This is a genomic window from Dechloromonas denitrificans (genome assembly GCF_020510685.1).
In the GTDB taxonomy this organism is placed as follows: domain Bacteria; phylum Pseudomonadota; class Gammaproteobacteria; order Burkholderiales; family Rhodocyclaceae; genus Azonexus; species Azonexus denitrificans_A.
Window position 1 is genome coordinate 779,683 of sequence record NZ_CP075185.1, and the last position, 15,832, is coordinate 795,514.

Consider the following 15,832-nt stretch of genomic DNA (forward strand, 5'->3'; position numbering starts at 1 on the left):
AAAAATCATGAAGCACCCCAACTCCCGACAGTCCCTTGTTCGCTCCCTCTCCATCGTCGCAGCACTCGGCAGCTTGTTGCCGCTCAGCGCGGCGGCCGGGCCGGATGCGGCCAGCCTCAAACGCGGCGCCTACCTGGTCAACTATGGCGGCTGTGTCGATTGCCATACGCCATTCAAAATGGGGCCGAACGGCCCGGAGAAGGACATGGCGCGCGGCCTTTCCGGCCACCCGGAAAACCTGCTGCTCAGCCCGCCACCCAAGCTGGAAGGCGAGGACTGGAACTGGACCGGCGCCAGCTCGATGACCGCCTTCAAAGGCCCGTGGGGGCTTTCCTACGCTTCCAATCTGACGCCGGACCGGGAAACCGGGATCGGCAACTGGACGGCCAAGGATTTCGTCCGGGCGATGAAGAGCGGCCAGCACGTCGGCCCGGCCCGGCCGATCATGCCGCCGATGCCTTGGCAGTCACTGGCCACTCTGACCGAGCGCGACTTGCAGGCGATCTACGTCTACCTGATGGCGCAGCCGGCGGTGAAGAACCGGGTGGTGGAATACCAGCCACCGGTCGCCGGGCGCTAGCCGGCGTCAGTTGCCGGGCAGGAAAAGCGCCGGATCGACCGGCGTGTTGTTCAGGACGACCGCCCAGTGCAGGTGAGGGCCGGTCACCCGGCCGGTGGCACCGACCGCGCCGAGCCGCTCGCCTTTTTTCACCGCCTGGCCGGCCCGCACGTCGATGTGCGACAGGTGCATGTAGGCGCTGATCAGGCCCTGGCCGTGATCGATGAACACGGTGTTGCCGTTGAAGAAGTAATTGTCGGTATTGGCGACCACACCATCGGCCGGCGCCTGGACCGGAGCGCCGGTGCCGACGGCGACGTCGAGTCCGGCATGCGGGTTGCGCGGCAGGCCGTTGAAGATGCGGCGCAGGCCGAAGCGCGACGACAGCGGCCCGCTGGCCGGCAGCGTGAAATCGGTGGCCGGCGCGGTCGCCGAAAAACGCCGCTTGATGGCCGCGGTGACGGCCTGTTCGCGTTCGATGCGGGCGAGGTCTTCGGCATTCGGTTCGACCTTGCGCTTGTCCTTGATGGTCAGGCGCTGTTCCGGGTAATTCTTCAGGCCGACGATGACGGTCCTGGTTGTTGTGCCGGCGCCGCTCGCCACGGCAACGTCGAGTTCGCCGGGCAGGGTGTCGAGCGGAATGCCGAACAGTGCGAACCAGCGGCCGTTGTCGCGGACCACGGCGAGCGGCTGTTCGCCCCAGCGGGCGGTCGGCGCCGGCTGACTGGCCGGGCCGAGGTCGATCACGGCGATGCCGCCCGGTACCGGCGAATGCTTCGGCAGGGCCAAGGCTGGCGTGGTGAGGGCGAGCGCCAGAAGGAAGGTCGATAGTTTGCGCATGGGGTTACCGGCTGGCCCACCACAAGCGTAAACGCAGGCCGATTTCACTGGTGTAGCCGACGGAAACGAAACGTACGTCGCCGGCTGGGTTGATGACGATGAAGGCCGGCGTGCCGGGCTGGCCGTATTGCTTGAGGATGGCGGCGTTCGGGTCGGGCAGCGTGGACCAGCGGTAGTCGCGCTGCTGCATCAGCTTGCCGATTTGCTCGGAGGAGCCGGACTGAACGGCGATGCTGGTCACCGGCCAGTCGGCGGCGACGGCGCTGACGTTGCCGGCCGTCGTCCGGCAGATCGGGCACCACTCGGCCCAGAAGTAGAGCAGGCCGGCCTGGCCCGGATGCCGGGCGCGCCAGGCGGCCAGATCGAAGGCCTGGCCGTCGAGCAACTGGCCGGCGAAGTGCGGGGCCGGGCCGCGCGGCGTGTCGCGCGCCTGCCAGAGCTGGAAGGCGACGAACAGCCCGAGGAAAAGTGCGGCTTCCGCCGCCCAACGGCGCCAGCGTGGTCTGGCAGGCGCTGCGGCGGGCGGCGTTTGCTGATCGCTCAAAGGCTTACAGCTGCGCTGCCTTGAAGGTGTTGCATTGGTTCATGTCGCCGGATTCGAAACCTTTCTTGAACCACCGCACGCGTTGCGCCGAACTGCCGTGGGTGAAGCTTTCCGGCACGATGCGGCCTTGCGCCTGCTGTTGCAGACGGTCGTCGCCGATGGCCGAGGCGGCGGTCAGCGCGGCTTCGAGGTCGCCCGGCTCGAGGAAGTTTTTCATGGTATCGGTGCGCTTGCCCCAGACGCCGGCCAGGCAGTCGGCCTGCAGTTCCATGCGCACCGAGAGGGCGTTGGCTTCGGCCTTGCCGACCCGCTGCTGGGTGTTGTGCACCTTGTCGGCGATGCCGAGCAGGTTCTGCACATGGTGGCCGACTTCGTGGGCGATGACATAGGCCTGGGCGAATTCGCCCGGCGCCTTGAAGCGTTCCTTCAGCTCGCGGAAGAAGACGAGGTCGATATAAACCTTCTGGTCGCCCGGGCAGTAGAACGGCCCCATCGCCGACTGGCCGGTGCCGCAGGCGGTCGGCGTGACGCCCGAGAAGAGCACCAGCTTGGGCTCCTGGTAGGCCTTCCCGTTGGCCTGGAAAGCGGCGTGCCAGGTGTCTTCGGTCGAGGCCAGGACTTGCGAGACGAAGCGTGTCGTTTCATCGGTGGCCGGTCCGCGGTGGGCTTCCGGCGCGCTTTGCTCGATGGCCGGCAGACCGCCGCCGCTGAGCATGTTGAGCACGGTCAGCGGATTGACGCCGAGGAAATAGCTGGCGACCAGCGCGATGACAATGCTGCCGATCCCCAGCCGGCCGCCGCCCAGCCTCAGGCCACCGCCGCCGCCCGAGCCGCGGCGGTCTTCGAGGTTGTCACTTTCCCGTTGGTCATCGAAGCGCATGGTCGCTCCTAGCGGTAGAGATTGATCGTGTCGCGGGTGGCCAGGGCGACCTGGCGGGCAGCGCTGGCATAGTTTTCGTCGTGGCCGGCGAACAGGATGGCGCGCGACGAATTGATCATCAGGCCGGTGCCGTTGGCCGTCCGGCCGGCCCGCACGGTGGCCTCGATGTCGCCGCCCTGGGCGCCGATGCCCGGGACGAGCAGCGGAATGTCGCCGACGATTTCGCGGACGCGGGCGATTTCGGCCGGGAAGGTGGCGCCGACGACCAGCGCGCACTGGCCGTTGCGGTTCCATTCGGTGGTGACCAGACGGGCGACCCGCTCATAGAGCTTTTCGCCGCCGACATCGAGAAACTGCAGGTCGGAGCCGCCGCTGTTGGAGGTCCGGCAGAGCAGGATGACGCCTTTCTTCGGGTAGGCCAGATAGGGGGCGACCGAGTCGCGACCCATGTACGGATTGACCGTCACGGCGTCGGCTTGGTAACGCTCGAAGGCTTCGATGGCGTATTGCTCGGCGGTCGAGCCGATGTCGCCGCGCTTGGCGTCGAGAATGACCGGGATGCCCGGGTGTTTTTTGTGGATATGGGCGATCAGCGCTTCGAGCTGGCTTTCGGCGCGGCGGGCGGCGAAGTAGGCGATCTGCGGCTTGAAGGCGCAGACGAGGTCGGCGGTGGCATCGACGATGCTGGTGCAGAACTCGAAGATGGCGTCTTCCCGGCCTTTCAGGTGGGCGGGGAATTTGGTCGGGTCGGGATCGAGACCGACGCAGAGCAGCGAGTTGTTCTTCCGCCAGGTGGCGGCGAGCATTTGAGTGAAGGTCATGCGGCGTCCTTGGCTGTGGCAGACGGGAGAAAACGGGAAAACTTGTCGGGCAGCAGGCAGGTTTGCAGGCTGCGCTGGGTGAACAGGAATCGACCGTCGCAAACGAAGCCGAGTTCCTGCCAGTCCACTTCCTTGTTCAACATCATCGTGCATTCGATCAGTTCGCGGCGCGGCAGGCGCTGGTTTTTGGTAAACAGCGCCAGCACCGAGCCGTCGAAACTGTGGCAGTCATGCAGGAAGAAAGGTTCCGCCTGGCGCGTCCGGCCATTGACGTAGATGCGCGGCAGCAGGTTGATCGGGAAGGCGCGGCCCCACTGCCACCAGTTGCTTTCGTCGAAGGTCCTGACGCGGCGGGCGAGCAGCGCTTCCTTGTGCTTGTCGAGGTGCGGATGCTTGATGCCGTAGAGCATGCGGCGCGTTTCGCCGGTGTCCACGGTCTTCGAGCAGACGAACTCCATGTTGCCCTTGGCATGCATGAAGATGTGATCGGCCCCGGAGACCGCCCCGACCTTGACCGTGAAGACGTCGGAAAAGCGCACGCCGTAATCGTCGCGCAGGAACATCAGTTGCCCGTCGACTTCGGTAAAGGTCCGGCCGTCGACCATCTGCCGGTCGAAGCGGCCCTTCTCGAAACGGAAGATGCAGCAGTTCGGGGTTGCCCCATCGAATACCCGCACGTCGCCGGTCTCAAAGAAGTGCGTGATGCTGCCCTGCCGGTAGAGCCAGGCATTGAGCTTCTTGGCGGCGGTCAGCTTGATGAATTCGCGCGGCACGATGAAGACCAGTTCGCCACCCGGCTTGAGGTGGCGGATGCTCTTCTCGATGAAGAACAGGAACAGGTTGCTGCGCGCATCGAACAGCTCGGAGTTGAGCTGTTTCTTGGTCGCCGCCGCGACGTCCTGGTAGCGCACGTAGGGCGGGTTGCCGACGATGGTGTCGAACTGCTCGCTGAGCGGGTAGGCGAAGAAGTCGCCGAGGCTGGCGCCGGGCGGTGCGACGCGGGGGTCGATTTCGATGCCGACGCTGTCCGGGTGGCGCGCCCGCAGGTGCTGAAAGAACGCGCCGTCGCCGGCCGACGGCTCGAGCGCCCGACCGGAATTCCGGCACAGGTCGAGCATGAAGGCGACGACCTTGGGCGGCGTGAATACCTGGCCGAGCTGGGCGACGTCACGGGCCGTCATCGCTTCAGAAACCGCTGCCCGGCTGGGCGAGAAAATCCGTCTCTTCCGGCGTCGACGCGCGGCCAAGCGCGGCATTGCGGTGCGGGAAGCGGCCGAAGCGGGCGATGATCCGGTGGTGCCGTTGGGCGTAGTCGAGAAATCCCTCATTGCCGGGATGTTCGGCCGCCAGCGCCGCGAACAAGGCCAGCGAACGCTGCTGGTCGGGCAAGGACTCGCTGTGTTCGAACGGCAGATAGACGAACAGCCTTTCGACGGCGCTCAGCTTGCTGTCCCAGCCGTTGTCGAGCGCCGTGTTGGCAAGCTGCAGCGCCCGCGCGTCGCCGGCAAAAGCTCTTGCCGCGCCGCGAAAAATATTGCGCGGGAACTGATCGAGCAGGATGAGCAGGGCCAGCAGACCGTGCGGCTCGTCTGCCCAGTCGGCCAGCCGGCCCGCCAGCGCCGCTTCGACGCTGGCCAGGAAGCGGTGACGAATGGCGGCGTCGAAAGCCTCGTCCTTGCCAAACCATTCGCTGCGCGGCCGGCCATGCCCCGGTTCTCCCGGCCGACCGAACCAGAAAGCGAGGATGTCGGCGGGCGCGACGCTGTTCATCAGCCGGCCTTGCCCCAGGAGTCCTTGAGGGTGACGGCGCGGTTGAACACCGGCTGGCCATCCTTGGAGTCCACGCGGTCGGCGACGAAGTAGCCGTGGCGTTCGAACTGGAAACGCTCCTCCGGTTTGGCATCGCGCAGGCAGGGTTCGAGCTGGGCGGTGATCGACTGGCGGGAGTTCGGGTTGAGGTCGTCGAGGAAGTTGCGTTCGAGTTCGGGCGCATCCCCTTCGCGTCGGGCGCCGGGGGCGGCGACGCTGAACAGCCGGTCGTAGAGGCGGATTTCGGCGGCGTAGGACTGGGCGGCGGAGACCCAGTGCAGGTTGCCCTTGACCTTGACGCTGTCGGCGCCCGGCGTGCCGGACTTGGTTTCCGGCAGGTATTCGCAATGCACGGCGACGACCTTGCCGTTCGCGTCCTTGTCGCAGCCGATGCACTTGACGACATAGCCGTAGCGCAGGCGGGCCATGTTGCCGGGGAACAGGCGACGGTAGCCCTTGCTCGGGACTTCCATGAAGTCTTCGCCTTCGATCCACAGCTCGCGGCTGAAGGGCACGGCGCGCTGGCCGAGTTCCGGATGCAGCGGGTGGTTCGGCGCGAAGCATTCCTCGACCTGACCGGCCGGGTAGTTGTCGATGATCAGCTTGACCGGGTCGAGCACGGCGATGCGGCGCTGGTCGGATTCGTTCATCACTTCGCGCATGGCGTCTTCGAACAGCGCGTAGTCGATCAGCGAGTCGTGCTTGGAGACGCCGATGCGCTCGGCGAACAGCCGGAAACCTTCGGCCGAATAGCCGCGCCGGCGGGCGCCGACCAGGGTCGGCAGGCGTGGGTCGTCCCAGCCGCTGACGTGCTTTTCGTCAACCAGCTGGATCAGCTTGCGCTTGGAGAGCACGACGTAGGTCAGGTTAAGCCGCGAGAATTCGATCTGTTGCGGCAGCGGGCGCTGCAGCAGGCCGCCTTCGGCCAGGCGTTCGAGCAGCCAGTCGTAGAACGGCCGCTGATCCTCGAACTCCAGCGTGCAGATCGAGTGGGTGATGCATTCCAGCGCATCCTCGATCGGGTGGGCGAAGGTGTACATCGGATAGACGCACCACTTGTCGCCGGTGTTGTGGTGGGTGGCGTGGCGGATGCGGTAGATCGCCGGGTCGCGCAGGTTGATGTTGGGCGCGCTCATGTCGATCTTGGCGCGCAGGATATGGGCGCCGTCGGGGAATTCGCCGGCCTGCATGCGCTTGAACAGGGCCATGTTTTCCTCGACGCTGCGCGTCCGGAACGGCGAATCCTTGCCGGCTCCGGTCAGCGTGCCGCGATTGGCGCGCATTTCGTCGGCCGACTGGCTGTCCACGTAGGCATGGCCGGCCGAAATCAGGTATTCGGCAAAGGCGGCCATCCAGTCGAAGTAGTTGGAGGCGTAGTAGAGATTGGTTTCACCGGCGCTCTCCCAGGAGCAGCCGAGCCATTTCACCGCATCGACGATGGAGTCGACGTATTCCTGGTCTTCCTTCTCCGGGTTGGTGTCGTCGAAACGCAGGTGGCAGCGGCCGCCATACTGCTGGGCGAGGCCGAAATTGAGGAGGATCGACTTGGCGTGGCCGAAATGCAGGTAGCCGTTCGGCTCGGGCGGGAAACGGGTGCGGATCTTGGCCGGGTCGAGCGGACCGCTGGCCTGGTCGGCGGCGGTGCCGGGCTGGCCGGCCCAATGGCGCTTGGCGTGCTTGCCGGCGGCAAGGTCGGCTTCGACGATGTTCTTGATGAAATTGGCGGCGGGAGCGACTTCGGGTTTGTTGGGGCTACTCACGGGGGAAACCTCTGATTTCAATCCCGCTATTTTAACCGGCAGAGGCCGCCTGGCCGCGAAAAATGCCCCCCGCCGTCGCGGAGGGCGGCCGCTATTTTAGAGCCGGAAGCGTTCCGTCGCGGTTTTCAGGGCTTGCGCCGTGCCGAGCAGGGCCTGCGCGGCACGGGCCGTGATGCTCATGCTCTCGCCGGTATGTTCGACTTGGTTGGCGATGCGTTCGACCTGCTGGGCCAGCGCGGTACTCGCCTCGCTCTGCTCGCGGGTCGAGGCGGCGACTTCGCGAACCAGTCCCTGGGCCGAGCGCGAGCCTTCGGCAATGCGCTGTAGCAGGTCGGTCGTCTGGCAGGCGGTGGACCGCGCCTTGTCGGCTTCCGGCAGTGCGGCATCCATGATTTTCGCGGTATTCAGCGTTTCGTTCTGGATCCGTTCGACGACCCCGGAAATTTCGACGGTGGCCTTTTCGGTGCGCTCGGCGAGAACGCGTACCTCGTCGGCCACCACCGCGAAGCCGCGGCCCTGCTCGCCGGCCCGGGCGGCTTCGATGGCGGCGTTCAGCGCCAGCAGGTTGGTCTGGCCGGCAATGTCCTTGATCACCGAGGCAATGCGGGCGACTTCCTGGGTATTGGTGGAGAGCATGCGCACCTGCTCGGCCGCTTTTGCCACCGTGCCGGCCATTGCCGCGATATCGTCGGCCACCGTCTTGACGCTGCTTTCGCCCTGAATGGCGAGGTCGGCGGCGCCGCTGGCAAAACGGTCGGTCTCGTCGGCATTCTGGGAAACGTGGGTGATCGAGACGGTCAGCTCCTCCATGGCGGCGGCCATGGCCTGGGTGGACTCGGTTTCGGCGTCCGCCGCCTGGGCGACTTCGGCCGAGGTATCGGCGATTTGGCGGGCCGAGGTGGTGACCTGGCCGGCGCCCTGGGCGATTTCACTCATCATCGTGCGCAGCGCGGCGACCAGGTGGGCGAGCTCGCCGAGCAGGCTTTCCCGGGCGGGTGAACCGAGCGAAACCGTCAGGTCGCCGGCGGCGACCTTGTTCATCGCGGCCAGTGCAGCGGCCGGTTCGCCGCCGATCTGAGCGAGAATCCGGCGGGCGATCCACCAGGCGACGGCGCCGACGCTGAGCAGAATCAGCGCGATGACGATGGCGGCAATGCGTACCTGCTGGTAGAACAGGGCGTCCAGGTCGTCGATATAGAGACCGGTGCCGATCACCCAGTCCCAGGGGGCGAAATGCGCGACGCGCTGGAGTTTCGGCACCATCGCTTCGCTGCCCGGCTTGGCCGTCTGGGTCTCCGTGAAGCCGGTTTTGTCGAGCGCTGCGTTGACCAGGGCGCGGACGGTGTAGGCACCGCTCTTGTCCTGGCGGTCCCAGTGCGGCTTATCGACGTATTCGGGACGGATCGGGTGCATGATCCCGATGCCCTTGCTGTCGTAAATATAGAAATACTCGTTGCCCTGGTAGCGCATGTTGCGCAGGACATCCTTGGCTAGTTTCTGGGCCTGTTCGCGGCTCAGTTCGCCGCGGCTTTCCTGTTCCTGAAAGCCCTTGGCGGTCGTTACGGCGATGTCGACGGCGGTTTGCAGCATCGCCTTGCGGTCGTCCAGCAATTGCCCGCGCAGATGGACGATTTGAAAGGCGCCGAGAACGAGCAGCCCGAGCAGGGCGACCAGCACCGACAGGGTCAAGCGGCCCTTCAGACTCCGAAAATTGAGCAGTCCCATATTTCCTCCTGGTGTTGTTGATTGCGGCCATTTACGTTTGTTGGCCGCTGTTGTATTTATTTGGCAAGCGTCAGGCAGACTAGTCTCAGCGGGTAGCGATGTCCAGCTTTGGCGGGCGCCATGGCAAACGGCTACAATCGCTGCCCATGAGCCTGCTGCACAACTTCACCTTTCTCAACTTTTTCGTGGTCGGCGCCGGCGCCGCGCTCGGCGCGTGGGTGCGCTGGTTGCTCGGCATGGCCTTGAACCCGCTGTTCATCACTTTGCCGCTCGGCACGCTGGCCGCCAACCTGCTCGGCGGCTATCTGGTCGGCATTGCCGTCGGTCTGTTTCACCTCAACGCGCACTTCCCGCTGGCCTGGAAGCTGTTCGCGATTACCGGCTTTCTCGGTGGCCTGACCACCTTCTCGACCTTTTCCGCCGAAGTGGTTGAACGCCTGCTGGCCGGCCAGCCGGCCTGGGCGATCGGCCTCGCTTCGGTGCATCTGGCCGGTTCGCTGACGGCAACCTACCTTGGCTTGCTGACCGTCGGCGCGACGCGTATCTGGTCCTAGGCCGCTTTTTTCAGCAGCTTCAGGCATTCCAGCGAGGCCGCCAGATCGAGTGCGGTGAAGTCGTCGAAATTCTTCAGTTTGGCGTTGGCTCCTTTTTCGAGCAGCAGTTTGACCAGATCGGGCTTGCTGTTCGAGGCGACGTACATCAGGCAGGTGGCGCCGTTGCCGTTCTGGTTGTCGATGGCGATGCCGGCCGCGATCAGTTGCTCGATCAGCTCGTGGTCGCCGTTGTAGCAGGCCAGCCACAGCGCATTGCAGCCGTCGGCATTGAGCGCTTCGAGATCGACGCCGTGGGCCAGCAACTCGTCGACGATATCCCGCCGGCCGAGCTTGGCGGCCCGCATCAGCGGCGTGAACCGGCCGTCGGCCTGCGCCGCGGAGAGATCGTCGGACGGGAAGGCGTGTTCTTCGAGGAAAGCGGCGAGGCAGGGGGTCATCGGTGGTCCTTCTGGCGTTGGGGGTAGGGTGGTCCGGTTTCAATCCGGGCATCGTTGATCGGCGTGCCGACCGTGAAGTGATAGACGCTTTGATAGCGGTTGCCGCTCAGGCCGAAGGCTTGATGCACCGGGTCGTCGAAGAAGCAGCCGATGCCGGTGCCGCGCACCCCGGCTGCTTCGGCTTCGAGGTAGAGCACCTGGCCGACCAGGCCGGCTTCGCGCAACAACTCCCGGTAGCCGTGACCGTCGCCCGTGGCGTCGGCGAATTCGCCGAGCATGCCGAGCGAGAAGGCGCTGGTCGCCGCGATGTCCTGGTGGCAGGACAGCGAGCGGGCCAGGCGCTGCAGTTCCTGCAGGTTCATCTCGGCCAGCTGGATCAGGCCAAGGTGGGCCGGACAGTCCTGGTCGAAGTCGGCCACCGCCCGGCGCCCGGCAAAGCGCTCGTCGGCCGGGGCCAGCGCGGCGGCCAGGTCGGGAGCTGCCTCAGGATTGCGCGGCAGCAGGTAGAGGCCGCTCGGCAGGCCATCGACACGCAGCACGAAGAGCAGCAGGTGAATGCGCGGCGGCGTCGGGTGGGCCGGCCATGGCGCCTGCGGGCGCGGCAGCAGGGCGTCGAGCAGGCGATAGAAACTGGCTTTGGCCAGGCTGCACTTGGGGTCGAAACGCTGGGCGCTGCGCCGCTGGCGGATCAATTGCGCCGTACCGGCCGCTGTTACGGGCGGCGGCAGGGCCGGTCGGGGCGGAAATTCCGCGATAGCCGGCGGCGAGATGGCTTCGCCGCTGGCCGCGGCGACCTGATCGATGGCCGGCCAGCGATAGCCGGGGCTGGCGTCGATCCGGCTCGGCTGGCCCTGCCAGTCGGCGCTGTCCAGCCAACTGGCGAGCGCCGCGCCAAGCGGCGGCAAGGACAGGCCGGGGCCGCGCACGGCGAGCAGTATTTCCGGCTCTTCCGTTTCGGTAAAGGCGTAGCGCGACGGCGGGAAATCGGCGGGGCGGTCCAGTCCCAGGCAATGCGCCAGTTGTCCGGCGACCAGCGGCAGCGGGCGAATCTCCCAGCCGAGCAGGGCGGCGGCGTAGGCCAGCGCTCCGACCGCGTGGCCGACATCGAGCTGGCAGTAGCGAAAGGCGCGTTCACCGTATTTCCAGGCCTCGCGCCACATCACGCTGCTCAGGCCGACGGCCAGCCAGGGCGCGGCCAGCCCAGGCGGCTTCAGGGCGCGGCCTTCGAGGGCATGGTTTTCCGGGTCGTAGTGCTGCAAGCCGCTGGCGATCCCGGCGATGCCGTCGCTCAACAGCCAGGCTTCGACCGGGTGCAGGTTGCCGGACGACGGGTTGCAGCGCAGCGCCCAGCGGCTCGGGCCCCAGGTTTTCCAGGCCGAAAGGCCGAAAGCCAGTTCGAGCAGGGCGCCGACACTGTGCAGGTCGGGGGCGACCGGGCTTGCCGGCGGCTCCGTCAGTTGGCCGTAGGGGCGTTCAAAGCGTTCGGCGGCGAGCGGTAACTCGCTCAGCGGCGCCCCGGCATAGTGGCGGAAGGCGGCCGGCTGGGCGTCCCAGTCGAGCTGGCCGGGGCCTTCGGCATAAGCCTCGAAGCGGTGCTTGGTGCGGGCGTGATAGGCGCGGACGACGGCGGCGCCAGCGGCGTTGGTTTGTGGGGTATCCGACACGGTTGGGGGGCTTTCTGCTGTTTGGCTGTTGTTGAGCAAGGCCTGTGCCCGTTATAAATCATGGGCTTGGCTGGGTTGGCACTATCTCTGCGAGAAGGTTCAAACCCCAACCCAACCGAGGAGCAAACCGATGGAACAATCCACACCTCCGATTACCCGCGAAGCCGCGCTGCGCGTGGCGCTGGCGGCCCGTGCCATGCCCAAGGTGAGCCTGCCGGCACTGATCGAATTGTTGCAACGCCAGCTCGGCGAACAGATCGACGAGGACAACTTGCGCCGGGTGACGGTGACCCAGTTGAAAACCGGTTTTGCCAGTGCCGACGGCGAAGAGGATGGCGAAGATATCGGCATCGGTCTCGAGGCGATGAAGCTGGCGGTGCGCATCCTGTGGGGCGAAACGCAGGGTGACGACTCGCTGCCGAAGATCGAGCCATATAACGACGGCGACCTGCCCGGCTCGCTCCGGGTGGCCATTGCCTCGGATGGCGGCGACAAGCTGAGCGGCCATTTCGGCTCGTGCATCCGCTATCTGGTCTATCAGGTGTCGCCGACGGCGAGCCGGCTGGTCGATATCCGCGATGCGGTCGAGGCCGATCTGGCCGAGGACCGCAACCAGTGGCGTTGCCAGTTGATCAAGGACTGCCACGTGGTCTATGTCGTCTCGATCGGCGGACCGGCGGCGGCCAAGGTGATCCGCGCCGATATCTTTCCGATCAAGCTGCCGGACGGCGGGCCGGCCGACCAGGTGATCGGCCGCTTTCAGCAGGCCATGGCCGAATCGCCACCGCCCTGGTTGCTGAAGATTCTCGGCGTGGCGGCCGAGAATCGTCTGAAAAACTACAACGCGGCGACGGTCGACGACTAGGACTCACCCCATTCGGCGAGGAACTGCTCGACGAAGTCGGCCATCACCTGATGGCGCGCTTCGGCGAGCGCCCGGCCGGACGGCGTGTTCATCCGTTCTTTCAGGAGGAAGAGCTTTTCGTAAAAATGATTGAGGCTGGGGCCTTTCGATGCCTTGTAGGCCTCTGCCGTCTGATGCATGACCGGCGGCACGTCGGGGTCGTGCATCAGGCGTCCGGCATGGCCGCCGTAGGCGAAACAGCGGGCAATGCCGATGGCACCGATGGCGTCGAGGCGGTCGGCATCCTGCACGCATTTGCCTTCCAGGGTTTGCATCCCGGTAGCCACCCCGGCCCCCTTGAACGAGATGGTCGCGACAATGTCCACGACCGGCTCGATCAGGCTCGCCGGGGCGCCTTCCTGGCCAAGCAACAGCGCCGCTTGGCGCGGCCCGACGCTGTCGTCGCCGCCGTGAAACTTCCAGTCGGCGATGTCGTGCAGCAAGGCACCGAGTTCCGCTATTTGTCGATTGGCGCCTTCCTCGGCGGCTATCTGGCGGGTCAGTCGCCAAACCCGGTTGATATGGTGCCAGTCGTGTCCGGAACTCTCGGCTAAAAACCGGGCTTTGACCTGCCCGGCGACGCGTTCAACTAAATTCGTCATGAAAATCTCCTCGGCCGGCATCCTACCTCGTCCGGGAGTACGCTTGGCCGAGCTTAGCCGGCCGTTTTCTCCATCTGCCCCGGGCTCAGGCCGACGGTGGTCAGCAACGGGCCTTCGAAACCGTTCCACCAGACGGCGACCCAGGCGTTGCCCTGGTCGTCGATGCGCTCGACCAGGCAGGTCGAGCCGATCATGTCGGTAAACATGTCGAGGTCGTCTTCGTCCATCTCCGGGTCGGGCGTGATGCCGAGGATGCGCACGTGGTCGCCGAGGGCGATCGGCAGGCCGTGGCGGTCGAGGGTGGAAGGCTGGGCGGGCATGGCGGACTCCGGCGGTGGCATGAGTGGGGCGGCCCTGTCGGAAAGTCGACGTAAAAGGCCGTGTTCAGTGGCCCGGTGCAACTGCCGTGCCAGCGCGCCTAGCGCAAGGCCGCCGCCACCCCTTTGTCGAGGCCGCGCATGAAGGCTTCGATGGCCGCCGTGTAGCGCGATTCGCCGCCCAGCGACAGGCTGATCTCGCGGTGGCTGAGGTCCTGGGCGAGAACCGCGGCACGGGTGCCGAAGGACTCGGCCTTGGCGACGAAGCGTTGGGCCTGGGGACAGGATTCCGGGCGCTGCGTCGAGCAGACGGCGAGGATGGGCGCGGTGCGTCGGTCGAGCTGGTGATATGGCGAGGTGGCTTGCCAGTAATTCGGGTCGCTGCCGAAGGCCTCGTCGTAGAGCTTGAAGTGCCGCCCGGTCATGATGCCCGGAACATCGAGGGTGCCGCTATCGAGCAGGATGCTGCCGAGCCAGGGAGCGGTCTGCAGGTCGGTGCTCAAGCGTGGCGTGCTGGCGAGCAGCGCGATCAGATGGGCGCCGGCCGAATGGCCGATCAGGATGAAACGTTTCCGGTCGCCGCCCCAGTTGTCGGCCATCTCCTGGGCTTTGGCGAGGGCCAACGCAACGTCCCGGGCCTGCTCGTAAGGGCCGGCTTTCGGTGCCGCTCGGTAATTGACGGTAACCACGGCGAAGCCGCGGGGCAGCCAGCGGCCCAGCTTGTTTTCGAGGACGCGGCGCGCATCCTTGTCGCCATTGCTCCCGCCGCCGTCGGGCACGAGGAAGATGACCGGGGCGCGGCGCGCCTGCTCCGGGGCATAGACGTCGAAGCGTTGCTCGTCCTCGGCGCCGTAGGCGATATTGCGCCGGACCAGATTGTCGGCCAAGGCGCCGGCACTGAGCAGACAGGCGACAAGAAGCAGGATCAGCGGACGGCCGTCGCGCACGCGTCGAAGCATGGCTTCAGACGAGGCTGTTGAGCGCCGAGCGCAGCACTCGGCCACCGTTGGCGCTCAGCGTCCAGCCGAGGGCGCCACAGTTGACCAGCACCGTCGCCCAGAAAACCACCAGGAACGATTGCTTGCGCGACTTGTGGCGCAAGCGGTTCTGCGCCACCAGTGCACCCGGCCAGCCGCCGATCAGGGCGAGCAGATGCAGGCGGTCTTCCGGCGTCCGTCGCCGGTCGGCCTGGGCGGCTGATTTATCAATGGCATAGGCAATGAAGGTGACGAGGCTGGCGCCAACGTACCAGCCAAGGACAAGCAGCGGCAGTTTTGCGGTCAACGCGCCGGCCGTGACAAAAGCCAGGAACAGCGCGGCGACGATCAGCGGGAGGCGGCTGGGTCCGGACGAGGCGGCCGGCTTGCCACACCGGCCGCCGGGATAGTCCACGTGACGGGCCTGGGCGCGTCCCTGGCCGTCGCTGGCCAGTTCATAGGTGACGATCTCGTTGACCAGTGGCCGGCGCTGCCGGTTAGCGAAAGTCTTGATGTGCACAAATACCGGCTCGCCGCCGCCGTTCGGGGTGATGAAGCCGAATCCCTGCTCGTCTTTCCAGGTCGTGATCTTGCCTTGGTGGCGCATGCTCTCGCTGACGGTATCTGTAATGGGTAACTGTCCGTCATTGTCGCCTTTTCATACGACATAAAACAAGATGGCAATGAAATGCATCAGGCTGCCGGCGATCACGAACAGGTGCCAGATCCCGTGCCAGTGCCGGAAGCGCTGGTCGAAGGCGAAAAATATGATGCCCACCGTGTAGAAGATGCCGCCGCCGGCCAGCCAGAGGAAGCCGGGGAGGCCGAGATTTTCGAGCAAGGGCTTGATGGCGACCAGGACGATCCAGCCCATCAGCGCATAGATGACCAGCGACATGACCCGCGCTTCGGAGCGCGGCTTGATTTCCTGCAACATGCCGATCAGCGCCAGCGCCCAGACCACGCCGAACAGCGACCAGCCCCACGGCCCGCGCAGGCTGATCAGGCAGAAGGGCGTGTAGCTGCCGGCGATCAGCAGATAGATCGACAGGTGATCGAGCTTGCGCAGGATGCTTTTCGCCCGCCCGCGGATGCTGTGATAGATCGTCGAAATGCTGTAGAGCATGACCAGTGTCGTGCCATAAACCGCGACGCTGAACACTTTCCAGCCATCGCCGCCGGTCAGCGCCAGGACCAGCAGCCAGACGGCGCCGGTCGCGGCGAGCAAAGCCCCGATCAGGTGCGTCCAGGCGTTGAATTTTTCTCCGGGGTACATCGTTTGCCTTTGTTCAAAGTGACAGCGCACAAGGTTTGCTGCAGCGCAATTAGACAGCGGCCCGCCGCCGGCGTTCGTTTCGCCGTCGTACTAAGAACAGTATAGACAATCGCCGATTGCCACTTCTCGCATGGATCGGGGCGGGGTTTTCCTGCACAATTCA

The 15,832-nt window shown here is 65.8% G+C and carries 18 protein-coding genes; 3 read left to right on the forward strand and 15 right to left on the reverse strand.

All coding sequences use genetic code 11. From position 1 onward, the window contains the following. Positions 1 to 7 precede the first annotated feature (7 nt). Positions 8 to 580 (forward strand): diheme cytochrome c-553, encoded by a 573-nt coding sequence (locus KI611_RS03840; protein WP_226418512.1) that lies wholly within the window; start codon positions 8 to 10, stop codon positions 578 to 580. 6 nt (positions 581 to 586) lie between these two features. On the opposite strand, the gene KI611_RS03845 is transcribed toward KI611_RS03840, so the two are convergent. The 8 genes from KI611_RS03845 to KI611_RS03880 form a co-directional block, all read right to left on the reverse strand. After that, the gene (locus KI611_RS03845; RefSeq protein WP_226418513.1) at positions 587 to 1,399 is read right to left on the reverse strand and encodes a peptidoglycan DD-metalloendopeptidase family protein; all 813 of its coding nucleotides are present in this window, start codon (positions 1,397 to 1,399) and stop codon (positions 587 to 589) included. A gap of 4 nt (positions 1,400 to 1,403) precedes the next feature. Next, complete coding sequence (locus KI611_RS03850) at positions 1,404 to 1,943, reverse strand: protein disulfide oxidoreductase (protein WP_226418514.1); 540 nt, start codon at positions 1,941 to 1,943, stop codon at positions 1,404 to 1,406. A 4-nt stretch (positions 1,944 to 1,947) separates the two neighbouring features. Beyond that, complete coding sequence (locus KI611_RS03855; protein WP_226418515.1) at positions 1,948 to 2,823, reverse strand: neutral zinc metallopeptidase; 876 nt, start codon at positions 2,821 to 2,823, stop codon at positions 1,948 to 1,950. 8 nt (positions 2,824 to 2,831) lie between these two features. Beyond that, entirely contained in the window at positions 2,832 to 3,644 is an 813-nt protein-coding gene (gene pyrF / locus KI611_RS03860) for an orotidine-5'-phosphate decarboxylase (RefSeq protein ID WP_226418516.1), read from the reverse strand. After that, on the reverse strand, positions 3,641 to 4,825 hold the full coding sequence (locus KI611_RS03865) for a class I SAM-dependent methyltransferase (protein ID WP_226418517.1): 1,185 nt from the start codon (positions 4,823 to 4,825) through the stop codon (positions 3,641 to 3,643). Before KI611_RS03865 ends, pyrF begins: the two co-directional genes overlap by 4 nt. A 4-nt stretch (positions 4,826 to 4,829) precedes the next feature. Continuing rightward, positions 4,830 to 5,414: a DUF924 family protein gene (locus tag KI611_RS03870; RefSeq protein ID WP_226418518.1), complete on the reverse strand. Its 585-nt coding sequence runs from the start codon at positions 5,412 to 5,414 to the stop codon at positions 4,830 to 4,832. Continuing rightward, positions 5,414 to 7,213, reverse strand: coding sequence for a glutamine--tRNA ligase/YqeY domain fusion protein (locus tag KI611_RS03875; RefSeq protein WP_226418519.1), 1,800 nt, complete (start codon positions 7,211 to 7,213; stop codon positions 5,414 to 5,416). The genes KI611_RS03870 and KI611_RS03875 overlap by 1 nt, the downstream gene beginning before the upstream one ends. 96 nt (positions 7,214 to 7,309) lie before the next feature. Further along, positions 7,310 to 8,938, reverse strand: a complete 1,629-nt coding sequence (locus KI611_RS03880; RefSeq protein ID WP_226418520.1) for a methyl-accepting chemotaxis protein — start codon at positions 8,936 to 8,938, stop codon at positions 7,310 to 7,312. Positions 8,939 to 9,084: 146 nt separating this feature from the next. On the opposite strand from KI611_RS03880, the gene crcB reads away from it, so the two are divergent. Then, a complete protein-coding gene (crcB, locus tag KI611_RS03885; RefSeq protein WP_226418521.1) occupies positions 9,085 to 9,492 on the forward strand; it encodes a fluoride efflux transporter CrcB in 408 nt (135 codons plus the stop codon). Here the strand turns inward: crcB and KI611_RS03890 are convergent. Together KI611_RS03890 and KI611_RS03895 are read right to left on the reverse strand one after the other, a co-directional pair. After that, complete coding sequence (locus KI611_RS03890; RefSeq protein ID WP_226418522.1) at positions 9,489 to 9,929, reverse strand: ankyrin repeat domain-containing protein; 441 nt, start codon at positions 9,927 to 9,929, stop codon at positions 9,489 to 9,491. The genes crcB and KI611_RS03890 overlap by 4 nt on opposite strands. Continuing rightward, a complete protein-coding gene (locus tag KI611_RS03895; protein ID WP_226418523.1) occupies positions 9,926 to 11,593 on the reverse strand; it encodes a nitroreductase family protein in 1,668 nt (555 codons plus the stop codon). Before KI611_RS03895 ends, KI611_RS03890 begins: the two co-directional genes overlap by 4 nt. Before the next feature lie 130 nt (positions 11,594 to 11,723). Here KI611_RS03895 and KI611_RS03900 point away from each other — a divergent pair, with 130 nt between their 5' ends. Further along, a complete protein-coding gene (locus KI611_RS03900) occupies positions 11,724 to 12,458 on the forward strand; it encodes a dinitrogenase iron-molybdenum cofactor biosynthesis protein (protein ID WP_226418524.1) in 735 nt (244 codons plus the stop codon). On the opposite strand, the gene KI611_RS03905 is transcribed toward KI611_RS03900, so the two are convergent. The 5 genes from KI611_RS03905 to trhA form a co-directional block, all read right to left on the reverse strand. Continuing rightward, positions 12,455 to 13,099, reverse strand: a complete 645-nt coding sequence (locus tag KI611_RS03905; protein ID WP_226418525.1) for an HD domain-containing protein — start codon at positions 13,097 to 13,099, stop codon at positions 12,455 to 12,457. The two genes, KI611_RS03900 and KI611_RS03905, sit on opposite strands and share 4 nt — an antisense overlap. Before the next feature lie 53 nt (positions 13,100 to 13,152). Beyond that, positions 13,153 to 13,419: a hypothetical protein gene (locus KI611_RS03910; protein WP_226418526.1), complete on the reverse strand. Its 267-nt coding sequence runs from the start codon at positions 13,417 to 13,419 to the stop codon at positions 13,153 to 13,155. A 98-nt stretch (positions 13,420 to 13,517) separates the two neighbouring features. After that, complete coding sequence (locus KI611_RS03915) at positions 13,518 to 14,375, reverse strand: alpha/beta hydrolase (protein ID WP_226418527.1); 858 nt, start codon at positions 14,373 to 14,375, stop codon at positions 13,518 to 13,520. Positions 14,376 to 14,379: 4 nt separating this feature from the next. After that, a complete protein-coding gene (locus tag KI611_RS03920) occupies positions 14,380 to 15,000 on the reverse strand; it encodes a DUF1294 domain-containing protein (RefSeq protein WP_226418528.1) in 621 nt (206 codons plus the stop codon). A gap of 51 nt (positions 15,001 to 15,051) precedes the next feature. Continuing rightward, positions 15,052 to 15,669: a PAQR family membrane homeostasis protein TrhA gene (trhA, locus tag KI611_RS03925; protein ID WP_226418529.1), complete on the reverse strand. Its 618-nt coding sequence runs from the start codon at positions 15,667 to 15,669 to the stop codon at positions 15,052 to 15,054. Positions 15,670 to 15,832 lie beyond the last annotated feature (163 nt).